At 66.1% G+C, this 20,254-nt stretch carries 18 protein-coding genes and 1 pseudogene; 10 read left to right on the top strand and 9 right to left on the bottom strand.

The genetic code is table 11. The features are described 5' to 3' along the window. Window positions 1-97: 97 nt before the first annotated feature. Genes AC628_RS36865 through AC628_RS36895 form a run of 7 tightly spaced genes read left to right on the top strand, consistent with a single transcriptional unit; the run spans window position 98 to window position 7,131 of the window. Window positions 98-1,120, top strand: coding sequence for a xanthine dehydrogenase family protein molybdopterin-binding subunit (locus AC628_RS36865; RefSeq protein WP_028333322.1), 1,023 nt, complete (start codon window positions 98-100; stop codon window positions 1,118-1,120). 9 nt (window positions 1,121-1,129) lie between these two features. Continuing rightward, on the top strand, window positions 1,130-2,011 hold the full coding sequence (locus AC628_RS36870; RefSeq protein WP_074131576.1) for an AAA family ATPase: 882 nt from the start codon (window positions 1,130-1,132) through the stop codon (window positions 2,009-2,011). Next, window positions 2,008-3,126 (top strand): vWA domain-containing protein, encoded by a 1,119-nt coding sequence (locus tag AC628_RS36875; RefSeq protein WP_074131577.1) that lies wholly within the window; start codon window positions 2,008-2,010, stop codon window positions 3,124-3,126. The genes AC628_RS36870 and AC628_RS36875 overlap by 4 nt, the downstream gene beginning before the upstream one ends. Further along, a complete protein-coding gene (locus AC628_RS36880; RefSeq protein ID WP_074131578.1) occupies window positions 3,123-4,013 on the top strand; it encodes an amidohydrolase family protein in 891 nt (296 codons plus the stop codon). Before AC628_RS36875 ends, AC628_RS36880 begins: the two co-directional genes overlap by 4 nt. Before the next feature lie 42 nt (window positions 4,014-4,055). After that, entirely contained in the window at window positions 4,056-4,904 is an 849-nt protein-coding gene (locus tag AC628_RS36885) for an MBL fold metallo-hydrolase (RefSeq protein ID WP_074131579.1), read from the top strand. 18 nt (window positions 4,905-4,922) lie between these two features. Beyond that, window positions 4,923-6,494 carry an isochorismatase family protein gene (locus tag AC628_RS36890; protein ID WP_074131580.1) on the top strand — a complete coding sequence of 524 codons (1,572 nt, stop codon included), beginning with the start codon at window positions 4,923-4,925 and terminating at the stop codon, window positions 6,492-6,494. Between the two features lie 10 nt (window positions 6,495-6,504). Next, entirely contained in the window at window positions 6,505-7,131 is a 627-nt protein-coding gene (locus tag AC628_RS36895; RefSeq protein ID WP_074131581.1) for an FMN-dependent NADH-azoreductase, read from the top strand. Between the two features lie 627 nt (window positions 7,132-7,758). On the opposite strand, the pseudogene AC628_RS36900 reads toward AC628_RS36895, so the two are convergent. The 3 genes and pseudogenes from AC628_RS36900 to AC628_RS44490 form a co-directional block, all read right to left on the bottom strand. Then, window positions 7,759-8,694 (bottom strand): annotated as a pseudogene (locus AC628_RS36900) (sensor histidine kinase); the annotation flags it as partial. 424 nt (window positions 8,695-9,118) lie between these two features. After that, entirely contained in the window at window positions 9,119-9,811 is a 693-nt protein-coding gene (locus AC628_RS36905; RefSeq protein ID WP_050425526.1) for a response regulator transcription factor, read from the bottom strand. Between the two features lie 127 nt (window positions 9,812-9,938). Further along, on the bottom strand, window positions 9,939-10,448 hold the full coding sequence (locus AC628_RS44490) for a hypothetical protein (RefSeq protein WP_074131590.1): 510 nt from the start codon (window positions 10,446-10,448) through the stop codon (window positions 9,939-9,941). Window positions 10,449-10,880: 432 nt separating this feature from the next. On the opposite strand from AC628_RS44490, the gene AC628_RS36915 reads away from it, so the two are divergent. Then, window positions 10,881-12,344, top strand: a complete 1,464-nt coding sequence (locus tag AC628_RS36915; protein WP_074131591.1) for a catalase — start codon at window positions 10,881-10,883, stop codon at window positions 12,342-12,344. Between the two features lie 43 nt (window positions 12,345-12,387). On the opposite strand, the gene AC628_RS36920 is transcribed toward AC628_RS36915, so the two are convergent. From AC628_RS36920 to AC628_RS36935, 4 genes are all read right to left on the bottom strand, one after another. Continuing rightward, complete coding sequence (locus AC628_RS36920; protein WP_074131583.1) at window positions 12,388-14,727, bottom strand: Tex family protein; 2,340 nt, start codon at window positions 14,725-14,727, stop codon at window positions 12,388-12,390. A 118-nt stretch (window positions 14,728-14,845) separates the two neighbouring features. Next, window positions 14,846-15,700, bottom strand: a complete 855-nt coding sequence (locus tag AC628_RS36925) for an amidohydrolase family protein (RefSeq protein WP_074131584.1) — start codon at window positions 15,698-15,700, stop codon at window positions 14,846-14,848. Then, window positions 15,697-16,734 carry an aldo/keto reductase gene (locus tag AC628_RS36930; RefSeq protein WP_074131585.1) on the bottom strand — a complete coding sequence of 346 codons (1,038 nt, stop codon included), beginning with the start codon at window positions 16,732-16,734 and terminating at the stop codon, window positions 15,697-15,699. The genes AC628_RS36925 and AC628_RS36930 overlap by 4 nt, the downstream gene beginning before the upstream one ends. A gap of 156 nt (window positions 16,735-16,890) precedes the next feature. Then, on the bottom strand, window positions 16,891-17,208 hold the full coding sequence (locus tag AC628_RS36935; RefSeq protein ID WP_074131592.1) for a monooxygenase: 318 nt from the start codon (window positions 17,206-17,208) through the stop codon (window positions 16,891-16,893). An 81-nt stretch (window positions 17,209-17,289) separates the two neighbouring features. Between AC628_RS36935 and AC628_RS36940 the strand changes: the two genes are divergently transcribed. Together AC628_RS36940 and AC628_RS36945 are read left to right on the top strand one after the other, a co-directional pair. Beyond that, window positions 17,290-17,865: a TetR/AcrR family transcriptional regulator gene (locus tag AC628_RS36940; protein WP_074131586.1), complete on the top strand. Its 576-nt coding sequence runs from the start codon at window positions 17,290-17,292 to the stop codon at window positions 17,863-17,865. A gap of 38 nt (window positions 17,866-17,903) precedes the next feature. Further along, window positions 17,904-18,308: a GFA family protein gene (locus AC628_RS36945; protein WP_074131587.1), complete on the top strand. Its 405-nt coding sequence runs from the start codon at window positions 17,904-17,906 to the stop codon at window positions 18,306-18,308. Between the two features lie 14 nt (window positions 18,309-18,322). Here the strand turns inward: AC628_RS36945 and AC628_RS36950 are convergent, their stop codons facing one another. Both AC628_RS36950 and AC628_RS36955 read right to left on the bottom strand, forming a co-directional pair. Beyond that, window positions 18,323-19,162, bottom strand: coding sequence for a class I SAM-dependent methyltransferase (locus AC628_RS36950; RefSeq protein ID WP_074131588.1), 840 nt, complete (start codon window positions 19,160-19,162; stop codon window positions 18,323-18,325). Between the two features lie 52 nt (window positions 19,163-19,214). Beyond that, window positions 19,215-20,072: an alpha/beta fold hydrolase gene (locus AC628_RS36955; RefSeq protein ID WP_074131589.1), complete on the bottom strand. Its 858-nt coding sequence runs from the start codon at window positions 20,070-20,072 to the stop codon at window positions 19,215-19,217. Window positions 20,073-20,254: the final 182 nt, after the last annotated feature.

Consider the following 20,254-nt stretch of genomic DNA (forward strand, 5'->3'; position numbering starts at 1 on the left):
CGCCCTCGCCGCCACCGTCATCTCCGCCGCGGCCAGCCGCGCCGTCGCATGGCGCCACCCGCTTCTCTTCCGTCTTCGGCACCAGGAGGCGCTGACCATGACCCGGCATCGCGGACGCGGCATCGCGTCGGTCAATTATCCCATCGGCATGAATCTCGGCGGCGATCCGAGCCAGGCGCTGGTGCACTCCAACCCGAGCGGCAAATTCACGGTGGCGCTGTCCTCGATCGATCTCGGTCAGGGCATGAAGTCGGTGACCCGGCAGATCTGCGCCGAGACGCTCGGCGTGCCGGTCGAGGACGTCTATGTCGACACCGCGGATTCCGACACCGGCCCGCATTGCATGGGCTCGTTCGCCTCGCGCGGCACCCATCGCGTCGGCAACGCCGTGATGGCGGCGGCGCGCGAGGCCCGCGGCGTGATGATGGAGGCTGCCGCCGAGGAGCTGGAGGTGAATGCCGCCGATCTCGAGACCGACGGCCGCGGCAACATCCATGTCAAGGGCGCGCCGCATCGGTCGATCTCGACCAAGGACGTCGCAATCGCCGCGCAGTTCAAGCAGGGCAAGACGATCTCCGGCCGCGGCATCTTCCTGGTGCCGCTGTCCGACGTCGATCCCGAGACCGGCGAGATGTCGCCGGCGACCTGCTACGCGCATGCCTGCCTGGTTGCCGAAGTCGAGGTCGACGACGAGACCGGCGAGGTCGACATGGTCAGGATGGACTCGGCCTATGAGCTCGGCCGCGCGCTCAATCCGCGGCTGGTCGAGCAGCAATTGGTCGGCGGCGCCTGGATGGGCGTCAGCCACGCGCTCTATGAGACGCCGGAGCCATATTATCCGGAGCCGGTGCATGGCCCGCGGGACTTCGTCGAATATCTGATGCCGGGTCCGGGCGACATCTGCCCGCACGACATCGCGGTGCTCGAACGCCCGGCGCCCGATGGCCCGTTCGGCGCCAAGGGGCCGGGCGAGATGTGCGCCAATCCGGTCCTGCCTGCGGTGGCGAACGCGATCTTCAACGCGGTCGGGGTGCGGATCGACGATCTGCCGATCACGCCGGAGAAGGTGCTGCGCGCGATCAAGGCGCAGGGCGGCGCGCGGCCGCAGCCAAGGCGTTGAGGCTTCGGCATGCCGGTCCGCAGCAACATCGTCGGCATCGACAGCCCCGAGGCGCTGGAGAAGGCGCTGCGCGCGGCCTATTACCTCGCCGACGACGGCATTGCGACGGCCTCTTATCTCTCGCTCGCGCTCGGCAAGCCGCTGCTGCTCGAGGGCGCGCCGGGTGTCGGCAAGACCGAGGCTGCGAAGGCGATCGCCGCCGTGCTCGGCCGCCGGCTGATCCGTCTGCAATGCTACGAGGGCATAGACGCTTCGGCGGCGCTCTACGAATGGAACTATCCGCGCCAGATGCTGGCGATCCGGCAGGCCGGTGAGGAGAGCATCGACATCTATGGCGAGTCGTTCCTGATCGAGCGGCCGATGCTGGCGGCACTGCGCGCGCCTGATGCGACGGTGCTGCTGATCGACGAAATCGACCGCGCCGATCAGGAGTTCGAGGCCTTCCTGCTCGAATTCCTCTCCGACTTCCAGATCTCGATCCCGGAGCGCGGCACCATCCGCGCCGCCGAGCATCCCGTCGTGGTGCTGACCTCGAACCGGACCCGCGATCTGCACGAGGCGCTGCGGCGGCGTTGTGTGTATCACTGGATCGACTACCCGAATGCCGAACGCGAGGCCCGCATCGTGATGATGCGCGCCTCCAGCGTCGCCGAAGCGACCGCCCGCGCCGTGGTCGCCGCGGTCGGCCGGCTGCGCCGCGAGCCGCTGAGCAAGGCCCCGGGCATCGCCGAGGCGGTCGACTGGGCGGAAGCCGCCACCTTACTCAACAAGGGCGGCGCGCGCTGGCCGGACGCGTTCAAGCGCTCGATCGGCGTCGCGCTGAAGGACGAGGAGGACCTGCATTTCATCTCGCCGCGGCTCGATGCGATCATCGCGGAGGCAGCCGCATGAGCGACGATCTCCAGCTGCCGCGCGCCGCGCAAACCTTCGTCACCTTTGTCGCGCTGCTGCGCGCCAACGGCTTTTCGGTTGCACCGGAGCAGACGACGAGCTTCCTGGCTGCGATCGAACTGCTCGGGCCGCGTAGCCTGGAGCACATCCGCCGGGCCGGGCTTGCCACACTGGCGCCGCCGCCAGAGCGCCGCGCGACCTATGACCGACTGTTCGACGTCCATTTCCGCGGCGCCGATGCCATCGAACAGGCCGAGGGTGAGGACGATGAGACCGTCCGCCTGCAGGAGGAAGGCCGCGGCGACGACGAGCCGCCGTTCGCCGACGAAGCCAATGAGTCCGGCCTCGCTGCCGCGCGCGCCGAGGCGCTGGTCGAGCGCCGCTTCGCGCAAGTCCCGACCAGCGATCCGCTGCGGCAATTGTCGCGCGAAGCGGCACGGCGATTGCCGCGGCGGCGCGGCCACCGGCGACGGCGTGCGCGCAGCGGCCCGTTCGCCGATCTGCGCCGCACGCTGCGTGACAGCGTCCGCAATGACGGCGAGGTGCTGCGGCTCGGGCGCATGCGCCGCCGCCAGCGCCCGCGCAAGATCCTGTTGCTGATCGACGTCTCCGGCTCGATGAAGGCGCGCACCGAGGAGAACATGCGGCTCGGGCATGCGCTGGTGCAGGCCGCCGGCAATGTCGAGGTGTTCACCTTCAGCACAAGGCTGACCCGCGTCACATCGGCGCTGCGGCTGAAACGGCGCGAACAGGCGCTGAACGCAGCCTCGTTCCTGGTCAGCGACTGGGACGGCGGCACAAGGATCGGCGATGCGCTGCAAGCGTTCCTCGCGGTGCCGCGGTTCGGCGGATATGCCCGCGGCGCAGCTGTCGTGATCGTCTCCGACGGCCTCGAGCGCGGCGATCCGACCGCGTTGCGCGATGCGGTGGCAAAACTATCGCGCCGGGCCTGGCGCGTGAGCTGGCTGACGCCGCTCGCGACGTCGCCCGGCTTCAAGCCGCAAACCGAGGCGCTGATCGCGATCCAGCGCTTCGTCGATGATCTCGTGGACGGCGGATCGACCGCTGCTGTGGTCGCGCATCTGCTGTCGCTCGGAACAAGGAGAGCTGCGTGACTGGAATCGTCGACGGACATCATCACATCTGGCGTCAGGCCGATCTCGCCTGGCTGTCCGGCCCGATGCAGCCGCGCATCTTCGGCCCCTATGAGCCGATCCGCCGCGACTATCCGATTCAGGAATATCTCGACGATCTCAAAGGCACCGGCGTCAGCCGCTCGGTCTATGTCCAAACCAACTGGCCGAACAGCCAATTCGAGGATGAGGCGGCCTGGGTGCAGCAGACGGCGGATCAGCACGGCTGGCCGCACGCCCTCGTCGCCTATGCCGATTTTTCCTCAGGCGACGTCCGGCCGCAGCTGGACCGGTTGAAGCGCTATCCGCTGGTGCGCGGCGTGCGCATGCAGCTGCACTGGCACGAGAACCCGCTCTATCGCTTCGCAGCGCGGCCCGATCTCTGCACTGATCCGGTGATCCGGCGCAACGTCGGCCACCTCGCCGACTATGGCTGGAGCTTTGACCTGCAGGCGTTCGCACCGCAGATGGCCGATGCTGCCGGGCTCGCCGAGGCCTGTCCCAATGTGACGTTCATCCTGCAACACGCCGGCATGCTGGAGGATCTGTCGCCGCAAGGCCGTGCCGCCTGGCGCGCCGGCATGGCGCGGCTCGCACAATGTCCTAACGTGGTGTCGAAACTGTCCGGGCTCGGAACCTTCATCCACCGCAACGATGCCGCGCATATTGCCGGTGTCATGACCGATACCGTCGCGATCTTCGGTGCGGAGCGCTGCCTGTTCGGCTCGAACTTTCCGATCGAGAAGCTGTGGACCAGCTACCGCGATCTGATCGACACCTTCAAGGCGGCCGCCGAGCGGCTCAGCCGGGAACAGCGCGCCGCGATCTTCAGCACGACGGCGGCGCGGGTCTATCGGCTGGAGCCATAGTCGCGCCGCGAACACAACGAACACGAATTTGGAGGGAGAGCGATGCCGTTGGAGATCAAGATTCTGGACTATGGCGATATCGAGCTGGAATCGAGCTTCCTCGTGCTCGGGCACAATTGCGGCCGCACCCGCCGCGTGCTGACGCTCGGCTTCCTGATCCTCGGCGGCCCCTACCCCGTGCTGGTCGACACCGGTTACCGCTCTAACCAGATCATGGAGACGCTCGGCATGCGCGGCCTCCAGTTCCACGAGAACATGATCGAGAACCAGCTCGCCCGCCACGGCGTGCGGATGGGCGACGTCCGCTTCGTCTGCCACACCCATCTGCACATCGACCATGCCGGCAAGGACGACCTGTTCCCGATGAACACGACCGTCGTGCTGAACCGCAAGGAACTGGAGTACTCCGTCTCCGGCCTGATGCACCCGCAATATCCCGCGCCCGACATCAAGCACCTGATCGACCGCCTGCACACCAAGAGCGCGCTGCGCTTCCTCGACCTCGAGATCACCGGTCCGGTCGAGCTGATGCCCGGCGTCTATTGCGACGCCGCCAACGCCCACACCGAAGGCTCGATGAACGTCCACGTCCACACCGCCGACGGGATCGCCACGATCTGCGGTGATGTGATCTACGATTTCAACGACCAGATCGTGAATCCATTTAATGAAATCCACGACGCCGAACCGCGCACCACCGGCAATCACGGCACCAGCAAGCGCGCCGAGAAGGCCGCGATCAAGAAGCTGCTCTCCAGCTCGCGCTATCTGCTGCCGGTGCATGATCGCCCGGCGAAGATCGAGGGCGGCACGGTGGTCGGCCGCCTGCACGACCAGGTGCCCGGGCCGGTCGTGCAGAGCCTGCCGCAACGCAGCTGGTTCCCGGCATAACCGCGAAGGCCTGTCACGATGACGCATGTCACGCTGCGCAGCGAGTTCGAAGACCTGATCGACCCCTACGCGCCGGTCGGCCAGGTCGGCACCGGCTTCGATTTCACGGAAGGACCGATCTGGCACCCGGTCGATCACTTCCTGCTGTTCTCCGACATGCCCGGCGACGTGCGACGCCGCTGGGATGCGCGGCGCGGCGTGGTCGAGGTCAAGCGCCCGTCGAACAAATGCAACGGCATGACCTATGACGCGGACCTCAACCTGATCGTCTGCGAGCATGCGACGTCCTCGCTGATCCGCGAGCGGCCGGACGGACGGCGCGAGGTGCTGGCCTCGCATTACGAGAACCAGGAGCTCAACAGCCCGAACGACGTCTGCGTCCATTCGAGCGGTGCCATCTATTTCTCCGATCCGTGGTACGGCCGGATGCCGGTCTATGGCGTCGAGCGGCCGCGGCAGCTCGGCTTCCAGGGCGTCTATCGCGTGCCGCCGGGCGGCGGCGCACCGAAACTCTTGGTCGACCGTTATCTGTTCGAGCAGCCGAACGGGCTGTGCTTCTCGCCGGACGAGCGCATCCTCTATGTCAATGACACCGTGCAGGCGCTGATCCGCGCCTTCGATGTCAGCGCCGACGGCACGCTGACCAATCCGCACGTGTTCGCCTCCGGCATCCGCTCCGAGCTCGAGCCCGGCCTGCCCGACGGCATGAAGTGCGACCAGCGCGGCAATGTCTGGGTCACGGCGCCCGGCGGCGTCTGGGTCTATTCGCCCGGAGGCGACCTGCTCGGCAAGGTCCGCCTGCCCGAGCTCGTCGCCAACCTCGCCTGGGGCGGCGTCGACTTCCGCACGCTCTATCTGACCGCGACCCATTCGGTCTACGCGATCCCGACCAAGGTCGGGCCGCGCCACGAGCCCTATATGAGTGGCAAGCGTGGCGGCGCCGGCGCTGCATCGTCCACGCCCGCGCCGAACCTGAACGCCGGCGAGATGCAGCTCGATCCGCAGCGCTGCGCGATGATCATCCAGGACATGCAGAACGACGTCATCATGGACGGCGGCGCGTTCGCCGAGTCCGGCGCGCCGGCTCATGCGCGCCAGCAGCATGTCGTCGAGAATGTGCGCCGCGTCGCCGAGGCTGCGCGAGCACGTGGCGTTGCCATCATCCACGTCTGGTTCGTCGTCGAGCCGGGCGCGCCGGGGGTGACCTTGAACGCACCGCTGTTCGAAGGATTGGTCGACAGCAAGGCGATGGTGCGCGGCAGCTGGGGCGCGGCGCCGGTCTCCGGCCTCGAGCCGCGCCCGGGCGATTTCGTGGTCGAGAAGATGCGGATGAGCGCGTGGGAGGGCACAAGGCTCGAGACCATCCTGAAGGCGACCGGCCGCGACATGATCATCAACACCGGCGCCTGGACCAACATGTCGGTCGAGCACACCGCGCGCACCGGCGCCGACAAGGGCTATTTCATGATCGTGCCGGAGGATTGCTGCTCGACCATGAACGCCGACTGGCAAAACGCCGCAATCAACTTCGCGCTGCAGAACGTCTCCGTCGTGACCAACGCCGACACCGTCATCAAGGCGCTCGGCTGAGGGAGGCGCGGTGCCGAAGCTGCTGCATCTTGCCTGCTCTCCCCGCGCCGATTCGGAATCGGCGGCCGGCGCGCGCGTCTTTGTGGAGAGCTTCCGCAAGGCCCGCCCGGACTGGGAGATCGACGCGATGAACCTGTGGCGCGAGCCGCTGCCGGAGTTCGAGGGGTATCTGCTCGAGGCCAAATATGCCCGGATCGGCGGCAAAGGCTTCACCAATTCGCAGCACGATGCGTTCGCAGTCGCCGAACGCCTCGCGCTGCGGCTGTCGCTGGCCGATCGCGTGCTGATCTCGACGCCGATGTGGAATTTTTCGATTCCCTACAAGCTCAAGCAGTGGCTCGACGTCATCATCCAGCCCGGACTGACCTTCCGCTTCGATCCGGCGCAGGGTTATCTGCCGCTGCTCAGGGACCGCCCGACGGTCGTGATCCTGGCGAGCGGCAGCGACTTCGTTACCGGCATGAACCGCGGCCGCATCGACATGGCAACGCCCTATCTGCGCGAGGTGCTCCGCTTCATCGGCATCAGCGACGCGCGCTTCGTGCCGATCGGCCCGACCACCGGGCCCGCAGAGCCGATCCATGCCGCCCGCGACGCGGCGCATCGCAGGCTCGTGGAGATGGCGGCGCGGTTTTGAGCTGCTCTCTCCGCATCGTCGTCCTGGCGAAGGCCAGGACCAGAACCACCGCATTTGATGATGAACGGGACCGTGGCCCCAGCGTGACGCAACAACTCTCTTTTGGGGTAATGGGTCCTGGCCTTCGCCAGGACGACGATGGGGATAGTTCGGCTCAACGTGTCAAACAACGCGGTGCCATCACCCGCGCATGCGGGTGATCAAGGATCCACGACTCGTCCCATTGCGTCGTCCCGGCCTAGTGCGCAATTGCGCACGGGGGGGCCGGGACCCATACTCTGCAGCGGATATTGTGAACGGCACTCGTCGTTCCAGCGTCGCGCAACAGGTCGCATTTGGGGTTATGGGTCCCGGCCTACGCCGGGACGACGGCGAGTATGTTGCACGGCCTGTGATTCATGCTTCCGCAGTCTCGCGACGCGCTGCGCCCCCTTGCGTGGCGAGGGGCTCACAAGGCGGCGGTTGCACAATTTCGGAATATTAGAAGAGTATCCCTGATTTGCCCGACGTGTCAAGTTGCCTGGTCGAACGCCGGCAGCCGCGAGCTCCTTTGCATGGGGTTGTTTTTCAAAATTTTGGCGGCGCGCACCCAGCGAGAAGTTCCTCCGCCGTCACCACCCTACGCTTCTACGTTTCCGCCACGGGAAAGACGAGCCTGAACAACAAACCCGGCGCGTTGTCGCGAAGCTCGATCTTCGCGCCGTGCAGGCTGGCGACCGCGGCGACCAGGCTGAGACCGAGGCCGTTGCCCGGCGTGTAGCGGCTTTGCTCGAGCCGGTAGAAGCGCTTGAAGACGCGGTCGTGCTGGTCGGCCGGAATGCCGGGGCCGTCATCGGCAACCGAGATCACCGGCCCGCTTTCGTCATCGTCGCAAGTCACGGTCACCCGTCCGCCCGGGCGGCCATGCTTGATGGCGTTGTCGACGAGATTGGCAATGGCGTCGAACAGCAGGTCGCGGTCGCCGGTGACCATCACCGCGGGATCGCCTGCAAGGTCGAGATGGGTGGTCACCTCTTCGGCCGCGGCATCGTACAGCTCGACCACCTCGCCTGCGATCTCGACGAGATTGACGGTGCGAAACGCGCCCTTACGGGCCCGCGTCTCGATCTCGGAGATCCGCGTGATCGACGCGAACATCCCGAGCACCGCGTCAAGATCGGCGATGGTGTCGCCGATCAGCGCCGCATCGCCGTCTGCGTTGCGTGGGGCGTGATAGGCCTTCTCCAGACGGCCGCGCATCCGGGTCAGCGGGGTGCGCAGGTCGTGGGCGATGTTTTCGCTGACCTGCTTGACGTCGCCCATCAGGGTCTGGATGCGATCCAGCATCAAATTGAGGTTCTCCGCGACGCGATCCCATTCGTCATGGCTGCCGAGGAGCGGAATGCGCTGGTCGAGGCCGGAGAGCATGATGGCGCGACTGGTCGCATTGATCGACTCGATCCGGCCGACCGTCCGCCGCGTGACCCCGATGCTGGCGGCAGCAGCCAGCACGATGATCAGCACGACGACGGCGATGCCCGCGCCCCGGATCTGCGTCATGAAGCCATCGAGATCGCTGATGTCGCGGCCGACCAGCAACCGATCGCCGTTCGACAGGGTCTCCGTCACGACTCGCGCCAGCGAGGTTCCCGTGGAGAGCTGCGGCAGCGAGACCCGGAATTCGGTCCATCCCTGCCCGGCAGCCTCCGCCGGCCATTGCTTGAGATTTCCTGCAAACACCGCCGAGCCGGGGCCGGCCAACAGATAGACATGGTCGGCAAAGGCCTTGTCCGCGATACGTTGCGCGATCAGCGCGGTCAGGCCATCGCGGCCGGACCGCGCATAGGCATCGTCGAGGCTTGCCTGCTCGGTCATGATCGCGCGGTCGGACCTGTCGCGCACATAGGACAGTGTCGACCAGTAGACATAGGCGAAGATGACGGACACGATCAGGCCGAAGACGCCGATGGCGATCAAGGCCAGGCGGAACGTCGATGACCTGAGGGTTTTAGCCAGGAGCACGGAGGCAGTACCCGATGCCGCGGATCGTGTGGATCAGCGGATAGGCTTGCTGGTCGTCGACCTTGCGGCGCACCCGTCCGACATAGACGTCGATGATGTTGGTCGAGGGATCGAAGTGCAGATCCCACACGTGCTGCAGCAGCATGGCACGCGACACCACGCGGCCTTCGTTGCGCGCGAGATATTCGAGCAGCTGGAATTCCTTCGGCAGCAGCGGAATCTTGCGGCCGCGGCGGCTCGCCGTCCGCGCGATCAGATCGACCGCGAGATCGCCGACCCGCAGGATGGTCTCCTTGGCAACGGTCTCGCTGCGGCGGCCGAGCGCCTCAAGGCGTGCCAGCAACTCGACAAAGGAGAACGGCTTGACCAGATAGTCGTCACCGCCGGCGCGCAAGCCGCGCACGCGGTCGTCGACCTCGCCGAGCGCGCTGATGATCAGGAACGGCACCGCGATGCCGTCGTCGCGCATCTGACGCATCACCGTGATGCCGTCGATGTCGGGCAGCATGCGATCGATCGTGATCACGGCATAGTCGCGCGCCGCTCCCTGGCTCAGCGCCTCACGGCCGTTCGCAGCCAGATCCACGTCGTAGCCGCAGGTGGTGAGTTCCTCGACGAGCTGACCCGCGGTCTCCGGATCGTCCTCGACGACGAGAATGCGGCGGTGAGCTCCGGTCATCTTCTTGAACTCTCCGAGTTCTCAACCCCTCCGAGCGCCCCGCGACGGTCGCCGCCAGACTATCCCATTCCGGGGCTGGATGGAACGTCTGGCGACGGCCGCGACAACGGTGCGGATGGTTGGGCGATCACCAATAGTCCCCGCACACATTGACCCATTGCAGGCCGTAGGACGTCCATACCCTGCGGTAACAGCCGTCGTAGTAATCGGCATAGACGAAAGGCCCGCCGAAGAAGGCGAAGCGATGGAAGCGGTGGTGATGGAAGAAGCCGCCGTGATGGAAGAAGCGTCCGCCGTGGAATCCGGCGCCGGCAAACCGCGGCCCGAACGCGGGAGCGCCTGCGAAGCGCGCGCCGCCGAAATGGCCGCCGGCAAAATGCCCGCCGCCGCCCAGGGCAGCGAACGCCATGCCGCCACCATGCATACCGCCAAAGCCGCCGCCGTGCATGCCGCCGAAGCCTCCGCCATGCATGCCGCCACCCATGGCGCCAGCAAAGCCACCACCGTGGCCGCCACCGAAACCACCGCCGCCATGCCCGCCACCACCGCCGCCGCCTCTGGCCAGGGCCGCGGGTGCGAGCGCAACGCTGACAGCGAGCGTCGCCGCCGTGAGACACGTGAGAAGCCTGTTCTTCATGAAATCCTCCCTGATTGGGACCGCGGCGAACCTCGTATCGCCGCACACGAGCATGATCAGAAGACGCAAGCGCGAGCCCGACTTCAACTGACAAATGCGCCAGATTCTGACGCCGGATTTAGGATTGGCGAGCGCGCCGGCATGCGCAGCAAATGACCGGATCGCGGGCCCCGACTGCGTTGGCCGAGATCGACGGACATTTGGCTGGAATCAGCGGATAGCGCGCGTTGAATCGATCCCCCCGATTTCTTAATCCGCGACTCATCCAAGAAACCACGTCGTCGTAACGGGATTGCAGATCCGGTTCACAATTTGTCGATTACCGGGCCTCCTCGTCGCGCCGGCCGTAACGCATCCGCGATGCAATCGTCTTTCACCCGGCTTCCCTCAGGGCCGGGACGACGAGTGCTGACTTCCAGCAAGGAGCTTTCGATGAGCGACGAGATCAAGAAACCGTTCCTGACCCACGCCTCCGGCGCACCGGTTGCCGATAATGTGAACATCATGACGGCGGGGCCGCGTGGGCCGGCGCTGCTGCAGGACGTCTGGCTGATCGAAAAGCTCGCGCATTTTCACCGCGAAGTGATCCCGGAGCGGCGCATGCACGCAAAGGGCGCCGGCGCGCACGGCACCTTCACCGTCACCCACGACATCACCCGCTACACCAAGGCCAGCGTCTTCTCGGCGATCGGCAAGCAGACGCCGATGTTCGCGCGGTTCTCGACCGTTGCCGGCGAGCGCGGCGCGGCCGATGCCGAGCGCGACATCCGCGGCTTCGCGCTGAAATTCTACACCGATGAAGGCAATTGGGACGTGGTCGGCAACAACACGCCGGTGTTCTTCTTCCGCGATCCCCTGCGCTTCATCGACCTCAACCACGCGATCAAGCGGCACCCGCGCACGGGTGTGCGCGATCCTGACATGAACTGGGATTTCTGGACGCTGCTGCCGGAAGCGCTGCATCAGGTCACCATCGTGATGAGCGAGCGCGGCATTCCGAAGAGCTTTCGCCACCAGCACGGCTTCGGTAGCCACACCTACAGCATGATCAACGCCAGCAATGAGCGCGTCTGGGTGAAATTCCACTTCCGCACCCGGCAGGGCATCCAGAACCTGACCGACGCCGAGGCCGAGGCGTTGGTCGGCAAGGACCGCGAGAGCCACCAGCGCGATCTCTTCAACAGCATCGAGCGCGGCGATTTCCCGCGCTGGACGCTGTTCATCCAGGTGATGACAGATGCGCAGGCCAAGGCATTCCCGTTCAACCCGTTCGATCTGACAAAAGTCTGGCCGAAGGCGGATTATCCCCTGATCGAGGTCGGGTACTTCGAGCTCAACCGCAACCCGGAGAACTTCTTCGCCGAGGTCGAGCAGGCGGCGTTCACGCCGGCCAATGTCGTACCCGGTATCGGCTATTCGCCGGACAAGATGCTGCAGGCCCGCCTGTTCTCCTATGGCGATGCGCAGCGCTACCGGCTCGGCGTCAACCACCACCAGATCCCGGTGAATGCGCCGAAATGTCCGTTCCACAGCTATCACCGCGACGGCGCGATGCGCACCGACGGCAATCTGGGCGCGACGTTGACCTATTGGCCGAACAGCCATGGCGAATGGACCGACCAGCCGCAGCTGAACGAGCCGCCGCTCGAACTCTCAGGCGCGGCTGCGCATTGGGATCATCGCGTGGATGAGGACCACTGGCAGCAGCCGGGCGATCTGTTCCGCAAGATGAATGCCGCGCAAAGGCAGGCGCTGTTCGACAACACCGCCCGCCAGGTCGGCCAAGCATCGAAGCACATCCAGGAACGGCATGCTGCGAATTGCAGCAAGGCCGATCCGGCCTACGGCAAGGGCGTCGCGGAGGCGCTCGCCAGGTTCGCTGCCGGCAAGCTGTAACGAAATGAGGGCGGCAAGTTTAGCTTGCCGCCCTTCTAACTGCTCAGGTCGGCTTGCCGCGCCCGCTCTTTTCGGCTGCGCGACGCAGCGCCTCGGCGAGCGCGCCGCCGCCGGACTGCTCCTGCGGACGGCGCGGCGCGGATGAGGTCATCTTGGCCGAGCCGCGCGAGAAATCGCGTGACGGTCCCGCGTTGTCCTTCTTCGGCCCGACCTCGTCGTCGAGCCGCAGCGTCAACGCGATGCGCTTGCGCGCGACCTCGACGTCCAGCACCTTGACCTTGACGATATCGCCCGGCTTCACCACCTCGCGCGGGTCCTTGATGAAATTCCGCGACATCGCCGAGATATGCACCAGGCCGTCCTGGTGCACGCCGATATCGACAAAAGCGCCGAACGCGGCGACGTTGGTTACGGTGCCTTCGAGGATCATGCCCATCTTGAGGTCCTTGACCTCCTCGACACCGTCCTTGAACACCGCCGCCTTGAACGCCGGACGCGGGTCGCGGCCGGGCTTTTCCAGCTCGCGCAGAATGTCGGTGACGGTCGGCAGGCCAAAGGTGTCGTCGACGAAGGATTGCGGTTTGAGCCCGCGCACCACATCGGCGTTGCCGATCAGCGCCTTGATGTCGCTCTTGGTCGCCTCGAGGATGCGGCGCACCACCGGATAGGCTTCCGGATGCACACCGGATGAATCGAGCGGGTCTTCGCCGTTGCTGATGCGCAGGAAGCCGGCGCACTGCTCGAACGCCTTCGGCCCGAGCCGCGGCACCTCCTTGAGCGCCTTGCGCGACTTGAACGGACCGTTGGCGTCGCGATGCTGCACGATGCTCTGCGCCAGGCCCTGGCCGATGCCCGACACTCGCGCCAGCAGCGGCACCGAAGCGGTGTTGGCGTCGACGCCGACCGCGTTCACGCAGTCTTCCACCACGGCATCGAGCGAGCGCGCCAGCTTGGCCTCGCCGAGATCGTGTTGGTACTGGCCGACGCCGATCGCCTTCGGATCGATCTTGACCAGCTCCGCCAGCGGATCCTGCAGGCGCCGCGCGATCGAGACCGCGCCGCGAATGGTGACGTCGAGGTCGGGCAGTTCGTTGGAGGCGAAAGCGGAGGCCGAATAGACCGACGCGCCGGCTTCGGAGACCACGATCTTGGTCATCTTGCGCTCGGGCAGCCGCTTCACGAGCTCGGTCGCCAGCTTGTCGGTCTCGCGCGAGGCGGTGCCGTTGCCGATCGCGATCAGCTCGACGCCATGCTCGATCGCAAGCTTGCCGAGGATGGCGAGCGACTCGTCCCAGCGCCGCTGCGGCTCGTGCGGATAGATCGCCGTATGCGCGACCACCTTGCCGGTCGCATCGATCACCGCGACCTTGACGCCGGTGCGATAGCCGGGGTCGAGCCCCATGGTGGCGCGCGGACCGGCCGGCGCCGCCAGCAAGAGGTCGCGCAGGTTCGAGGCGAACACACGCACCGCCTCGGTCTCGGCCGCGGTCCATAGCCGCATCCGCAAATCGATGTTGAGATGGATCTGGATCTTGGTACGCCAGGCCCAGCGCACCGTCTCGGTCAGCCATTTGTCGCCCTTGCGGCCCTGGTTGGAGATCGCAAAGCGGTTCATAATCCTGAGCTCGTAGAGGCCGGGCACGCCGACCACAGGCTCCTGCGCCTCCGGCTTGATCGCGAGGTCGAGGATCTCCTCCTTCTCGCCGCGGAACAGCGCCAGGATGCGGTGCGACGGCAGCTTCGGCAGCGGCTCGGAGAAATCGAAATAGTCCTTGAACTTCTCGCCTTCGGTCTTCTTGCCAGTGCGGACGGTCGAGGCCATGATGCCGTTCGACCACATCTCCTCGCGCAGCGCGCCGATCAGATCGGCGTCCTCGGCGAAGCGCTCGACCAGGATCGCGCGCGCGCCATCGAGCGCAGCGGCGACGTCGGCGACCTGCTTCTCGGCATTGACGAAGGGCGCGGCAACCTCGTTGGGGTCGTTCTGCGGCTGCGTCAGAAGCTGATCGGCGAGCGGCTCGAGCCCGGCCTCCTTGGCGATCTCGGCCTTGGTCCGGCGCTTCGGCTTGTAGGGCAGATAGATATCTTCCAGACGCCCCTTGCTGTCGGCCGCCATGATCTGGGCCTCGAGCGCGGCATCGAGCTTGCCCTGCTCGCGAATCGAATTGAGCACCGCGGTGCGGCGCTCCTCGAGCTCGCGCAGATAGGTCAGCCGTTCTTCCAGCGTGCGCAGCTGCGCGTCATCGAGCGCGCCGGTGAGCTCCTTGCGGTATCGCGCGATGAACGGCACCGTGGCGCCGCCGTCGAGCAGCGTCACCGCCGCCTCGACCTGCTCGTCGCGAACTCCCAGCTCCTGCGCAATCTGATGATGAATCTTTGCCACGCCTGTCTCTCTGATTCCGTTGCACCGCCAAATCACGACGGCGCGGACGCCGCTTATGGACCATCCCGGAATGATTCATCAAGGCGCGCTGTGGATCAAATTTGGCGCTCCCTGCGTGCTATTTCCGGGATGTGGGTCGCCCGCGGCTTGACAAATAGATGCGCGCCGCATTGCCACCGAAAATCGCAGCTCTCACGTCACTTGACAAATCAGCCAGCAGGCTCTCCGTCGCGGCGAACCAGTGCGCATAGCCGCCGGCGAGATTGACGACGGGCCAGTCGCTGCCCCACAGCAGCCGCTGCGGACCGAAGCATGCGAGTGCATGATCCACCGCCTCGCGCAGATCGGCAACCTGCCAGTTCGGCGCGGCCTCGGTCGCAAGGCCCGACAGCTTGCAGACGACGTTGGCCCGTGCGGCAAGGCTTGCGATGTCGTCCTTCCAGGCCGCGATGTCGCCGGTGGTGAGCCGTGGCTTGCCGAAATGATCGAGCACGAATTGCAGGTCCGGATGGCGATCGACCACCTGAACGAGCCGCGGCAGATGGCGCGGCAACACCAGCGCATCGAACACGAGGTCGTGCCGCACCATGGCCTCGAGCGGCGCCGCCAGCTCGGGGCGCAGCAGCCAGTCGTCATCGGCGATGTCCTGTACCATCGGCCGCAGGCCGACCAGCAGTTCGCGTTCAGCGATCGCATCGACCCGGTCCGCGGCATCGGGCGCATCGAAGTCGATCCAGCCGACCACGCCGCGCACCAGTTCCGAGCTCCTGGCGACGTCGAGCATGAATGCCGTCTCCGCCTCGGTCGGTGCGGCCTGCACCAGGATCGTGCCCTCGATCGCGGCCGCGGCGAGATGCGGCATCAGGTCGGCCAGGCCGAAGTCGCGATAGATCGGCCCGCGCTCGGGCGTCAGCCAGCCGTAATCAGCGCGCGAAAGTCGCCAGACATGGTGATGGGCATCGATCCGCATCATGCCGGCACCGGCGCGTGCTGGTCGAGCAGCCCCTCGGCCTTCAAATCGCGCCACAGCGCGGCCGGAACGGCTGACGACAATGCGGCGACGTTGCGCTCGACCTCCTGCGGTGTCTGCGCGCCGAGCACGAGGCTTGCGACCGCCGGATGGCCGAGCGCGAAATGCAGCGCCGCGGTCGGCAGCGCCACACCATGGGCGCGGCAGACGCGCTCGATCGCCGCGACCTTCTGCATCACGTCGGGTGGCGCGTCCTTGTAATTGTACTTGGCGCCGGCAACCGCGCCGGTCGCCAGGATGCCGGAGTTGAACACGCCGCCGAGCATGACGCCGATGCCCTGCTTCTCCGCCAACGGCAGGAACTCGGCGAGCGCCGGCTGCTCCAGCAACGAGTAGCGGCCGGCAAGCAGCATGGTGTCGAACGTGCCCGCCTTGGCGAAGCGCACGCACATCTCGGCCTCGTTGACGCCGATCCCGATACCCCTGACCACACGCTCGGCGCGAAGCTTGTCGAGCGCGACATAGGCGCCCTCCATCGCCTCGCGAAACCGTGCCTCGATCGCGTCAGCGCCGTGGGTCCAGACGTCGACGTCGTGGATCAGCAGCAGGTCGATGCGATCGGTGCCGAGCCGCAGCAGCGACTGCTCGACCGAGCGCATCGTGCCGTCATAGGAATAATCGACCACCGCACGATGCGGCTGACCGCCGACGAAATTCGAGCCGTCGCCGCGGCCGTGGAACGGGTCCATCCAGCGCCCGACCTTGGTGCAGACGACGATGTCGTCGCGCGCCACGCGGCGCAGCGCCGTGCCAGAGCGGTGTTCGGCGAGGCCATGCCCGTAGAGCGGCGAGGAATCCAGCAGGTTCACGCCCAACGCAAACGCCCGCTCCGCTGCCGCAATCGCGGCCGCATCGTCGAGCCGCGCAAACAGATCGCCGAGCGGTGCGGTACCGAAACCGAGGATGGAGACATCGAGCCCGGTGCGGCCGAGCCTGCGGCGCGGCAGCGCTGGATGTGAGGATGGAGTTTGGTTCACCGTGACGGCTCCCTTGCAGTTTTCTTGCTTGCAGGGAGAGTAGCCTTGTGGACGCACCAAGCACAAGCGGATGCGCGCGGCGCATCACACGCGGACATGCGCAGCCGGGCGGCGGTCGAAAGTTCCGCCACTGTCAGTTGGCGCGACGGAGCCTTCCTAGTCGTCGCCGGCGCTGATCTGCTCGGCGATGTTGTCGACCACCACCGGGCTCTCGAAATAGGTCACCGTCGGATCGGCGCCATACTTCTCCCGGGCGCGGGCGCGCCACGCATCGGTGTACAAAGCTTCCGCCTCGCTCCGCGAGTTCCAGAAATAGATGCCGCCAGCCATCATGCCGTCTTCGGACAGCACATAGGTCTTGCGAAACAATCCCTGTACGCCGCGATAGATCGGCGCGGTGCTGAGGAAGATGGCGCGCGCTTCCTCGCGCGTGATCGGCTTGGGCAATTTGAAAGACGTGACGGCAGTAATCATGTTGAGCTCCCGAGGCATCATTCTTGACATGATTGTCAATCTTGACGATAATGTCAAGGATACTCAGACGGAGCGAGTCGGATGGTGGGTGTACGTCAGTTCAACGAGGACGAGGTGATTGCGACGGCGCTCGACGTGTTCTGGCGCAAGGGCCTGCACGACGCGACGATGCAGGACCTCGCCGCCGCCACCGGCGTGCAGCGCGGCAGCCTCTACAACGCCTATGGCGACAAGGAAGCGATCTTCCTGCGCGCCTTCGACCAGTATACCGGGCAATTCCTGGAAGCGGCCGGTCATGCGCTGGCTCACGCCGACACGACGACCGCTTTGCGAAATTTCTTCGACATGATCATTGTCAACATGACCGACGGCTCACCGGCGCGCGGATGCCTGACGACGCGCACCGCGCTCGATGCAGCGATCTCGAGCACCGAGGTGCGTCAGCGCGTGCAGGATGTGCTGGGCCGGCTCGAGCAACTGATCGGCAAGACCCTCAGCGCGGCTCCAGGCAGGCGGCGCGCTGCGGATGCCAACCGGCTGGCGCGGGTCTTCGTGACCTTCACGCGCGGCCTCGCCGTGATGGAGCGCGCCGGCTACAGCCGCAAGCAGCTAAAGGAATCGGCCGCGACCTTCATCGACGCAGTGATGGGCGCCTGAGGGAGATTTGTCAGGTCAGCGTTTTGGGAGGGAACATCATGCCGGATCGAAAGGGTGGCTGCCTGTGCGGCGACGTGCGCTACGAATTGAAGGCCGAACCGCGCGGGATCGCAATCTGTCACTGCACGCATTGCCGGCGGCTGAGCGGCAGCCTGTTCTCGCTCAACGTCGTGGTCCGCGAGACCGAGTATCAGCAGTCCGGCGAGACCGCCGTCTTCATCGACAGGGGTGACAGCGGTCATCCGGTCGAGCGCCATTTCTGCGGCGGCTGCGGCTCGCCGATCCTGGCCAAGACCGCGCTGATGCCGGGCAAGGTCGTGGTCAAGGCCGGCACGCTCGACAGCATGGACGGCCTGCAGCCGCAGATCGAGATCTATACCGATCGGGCCGCGACCTGGCTCGCACCGGTCGCGGGCGCCGCACGCTTCGCACAAAATGTGTGACGGCGCAGCGGCGATCAGCGCGGCGGCTTGCGCGACCAGGCACTGACGAAGGTCGGCAGCGCGAACACGCCCTGCATGCCGACCACTTCGGTGCGCAGGCGTTCGGCAAAACTATCCAGTGCCAGCTCCGCCTCGGTGGCGACGCCGAGCTTGACGATATGCGGCTGGTTGCTGCGCAGGCCGCTCGCCATGTAGTCGTAACCGTCGAAATCCATGCCGCCTCCCACCGGGGCAAACAGGCTCATGCGCGGCGCGGGAAGCCCGGCCGCGACGAAGGCGCCGTGCAACGACAATCCCATCCGGTTGTTCAGCCCGGCGCGGTGGAACATCTCCTTCACAGTGCCCCATGCCTGCGACAGCAGCGGCGACGGCGGATTGGCGATCGGCCCCTCGCCCCAGTCCAGATCCTGAAACGCCACGATGCCGCCAGGCTTGACGTGGGCAAGCAATTGTCGAACCAGCACCGCGGGATCCTTGACGTAAATCAGCACAAGCCGGCCGACGACCGCATCGAAATCCCGGTCCAACTCGATCGTGTTGATGTCGCCAACCCGGAATGACACCTGGCGCAGGCCGAGCGAGCGCGCGGTGGCCGCAGCCTCGTCGACGATGGCGGGATTGCTGTCGACACCGACGACCGCCCCGCTCTCGCCGACCAGGCTTGCGGCGATGAAGGACACGTTGCCGGCGCCGCTTCCGACGTCGAGCACCTTCATGCCCGGCGCGAGCCCGGCCTCCTTCAGAAGCTGCCATGTCGACGCATCGTAGAGCTGCGACTGGCGCTTGAGCCTGTCGGTCTCCGCGGTCGAGCGCCCCATCACGTAGTTCGGATCGTAGCCGGACGTCTCTTGCATGGATGGCCCCGTCTTCGGTTCGTGGATCTGATGTGCCGGATCGCACCCGCGCTCACCGCGACGGCAGGCCCGACAGGAAGGCTTGCAGGTCTGCCGCGAAGCGCTGCTCGAACGCGATGGCGCGATGGGGTGAATGGCCGCATCCCTCATAGCGAACGATGTCGGCACGCGGATTGCCATACGCGAGGCGCGCCTCGTGATCCCTGAGAAAAGCCGCGCCACATCCCGGATCGGCCTGGACAATCCTGACCGGACACAGGAATTCCCGCTCGGTCGGGATCGCCGCCAGGACGGCGCCCGCAACGTTTCCATCGGCCCAGCACCGCCCGTCCTGCCGCTGCAGCGCAGAGGCGTGACTGAGCAGATGACGTGGGCCGTAATGATCACGTCCGATCCCGCCCATCGGCGTCGGAGAGTCGGAAACGAAAGCAAGGTACGTGCCGAGCGGCGCGCGCGCTTGCTGCCACGTAGCCTGACGCGCCCTGGCGATGGAAAACAGTTTTGGGAAGGCCGATTTCTCCCACTCCCCCGGTTGTCCCAGATACCAGGGCGGATCCTCGAGGAAGGCGGCGCGCACATCAGCGTCACCGCTCTGCGCCAGCACGCCGGCAACGCAGCCGCCGAGCGAGTGGCCGACAATCACCGCCGGACGCCCGATTGCGGCCAACGCGGTCTTTGCATCCGAAACATAGGCGGCGAGATCATAGTCCGGGGCACGATCCGAGTGCCCGTGTCCGCGGAAATCCAGGGTCCAGATCCGATATCGATCCTTCAGCCGGCCGCCGATTTCCTGCCATGTGTCCCGGCTCAGCGACAGGCCGTGCAGGAACAGGATCGGTTCGCCGTCCGTCGGGCCATGGACGGATGCTGCAAGCCTGATGCCGTGATTGTCGAGCGCGATATCGGTCACCGAACATCTCCGTTACGAAATACGATCAACGCCAGGCATCGGCCGGCTCGTATGCAGCTCGGCACGACACGCGAACGGCAGTCTCAGCGTCCGATCTGCCGGAACTTGTCGGAGAGGCCGTCGAGATAGCCGACCCAGGTCGAATTGATCGGCTGGTTCTCGATCAGCGCGTGAAAGCGGAT

The organism is Bradyrhizobium sp. NAS96.2 (genome assembly GCF_001908235.1).
Taxonomy (GTDB): Bacteria; Pseudomonadota; Alphaproteobacteria; order Rhizobiales; family Xanthobacteraceae; genus Bradyrhizobium.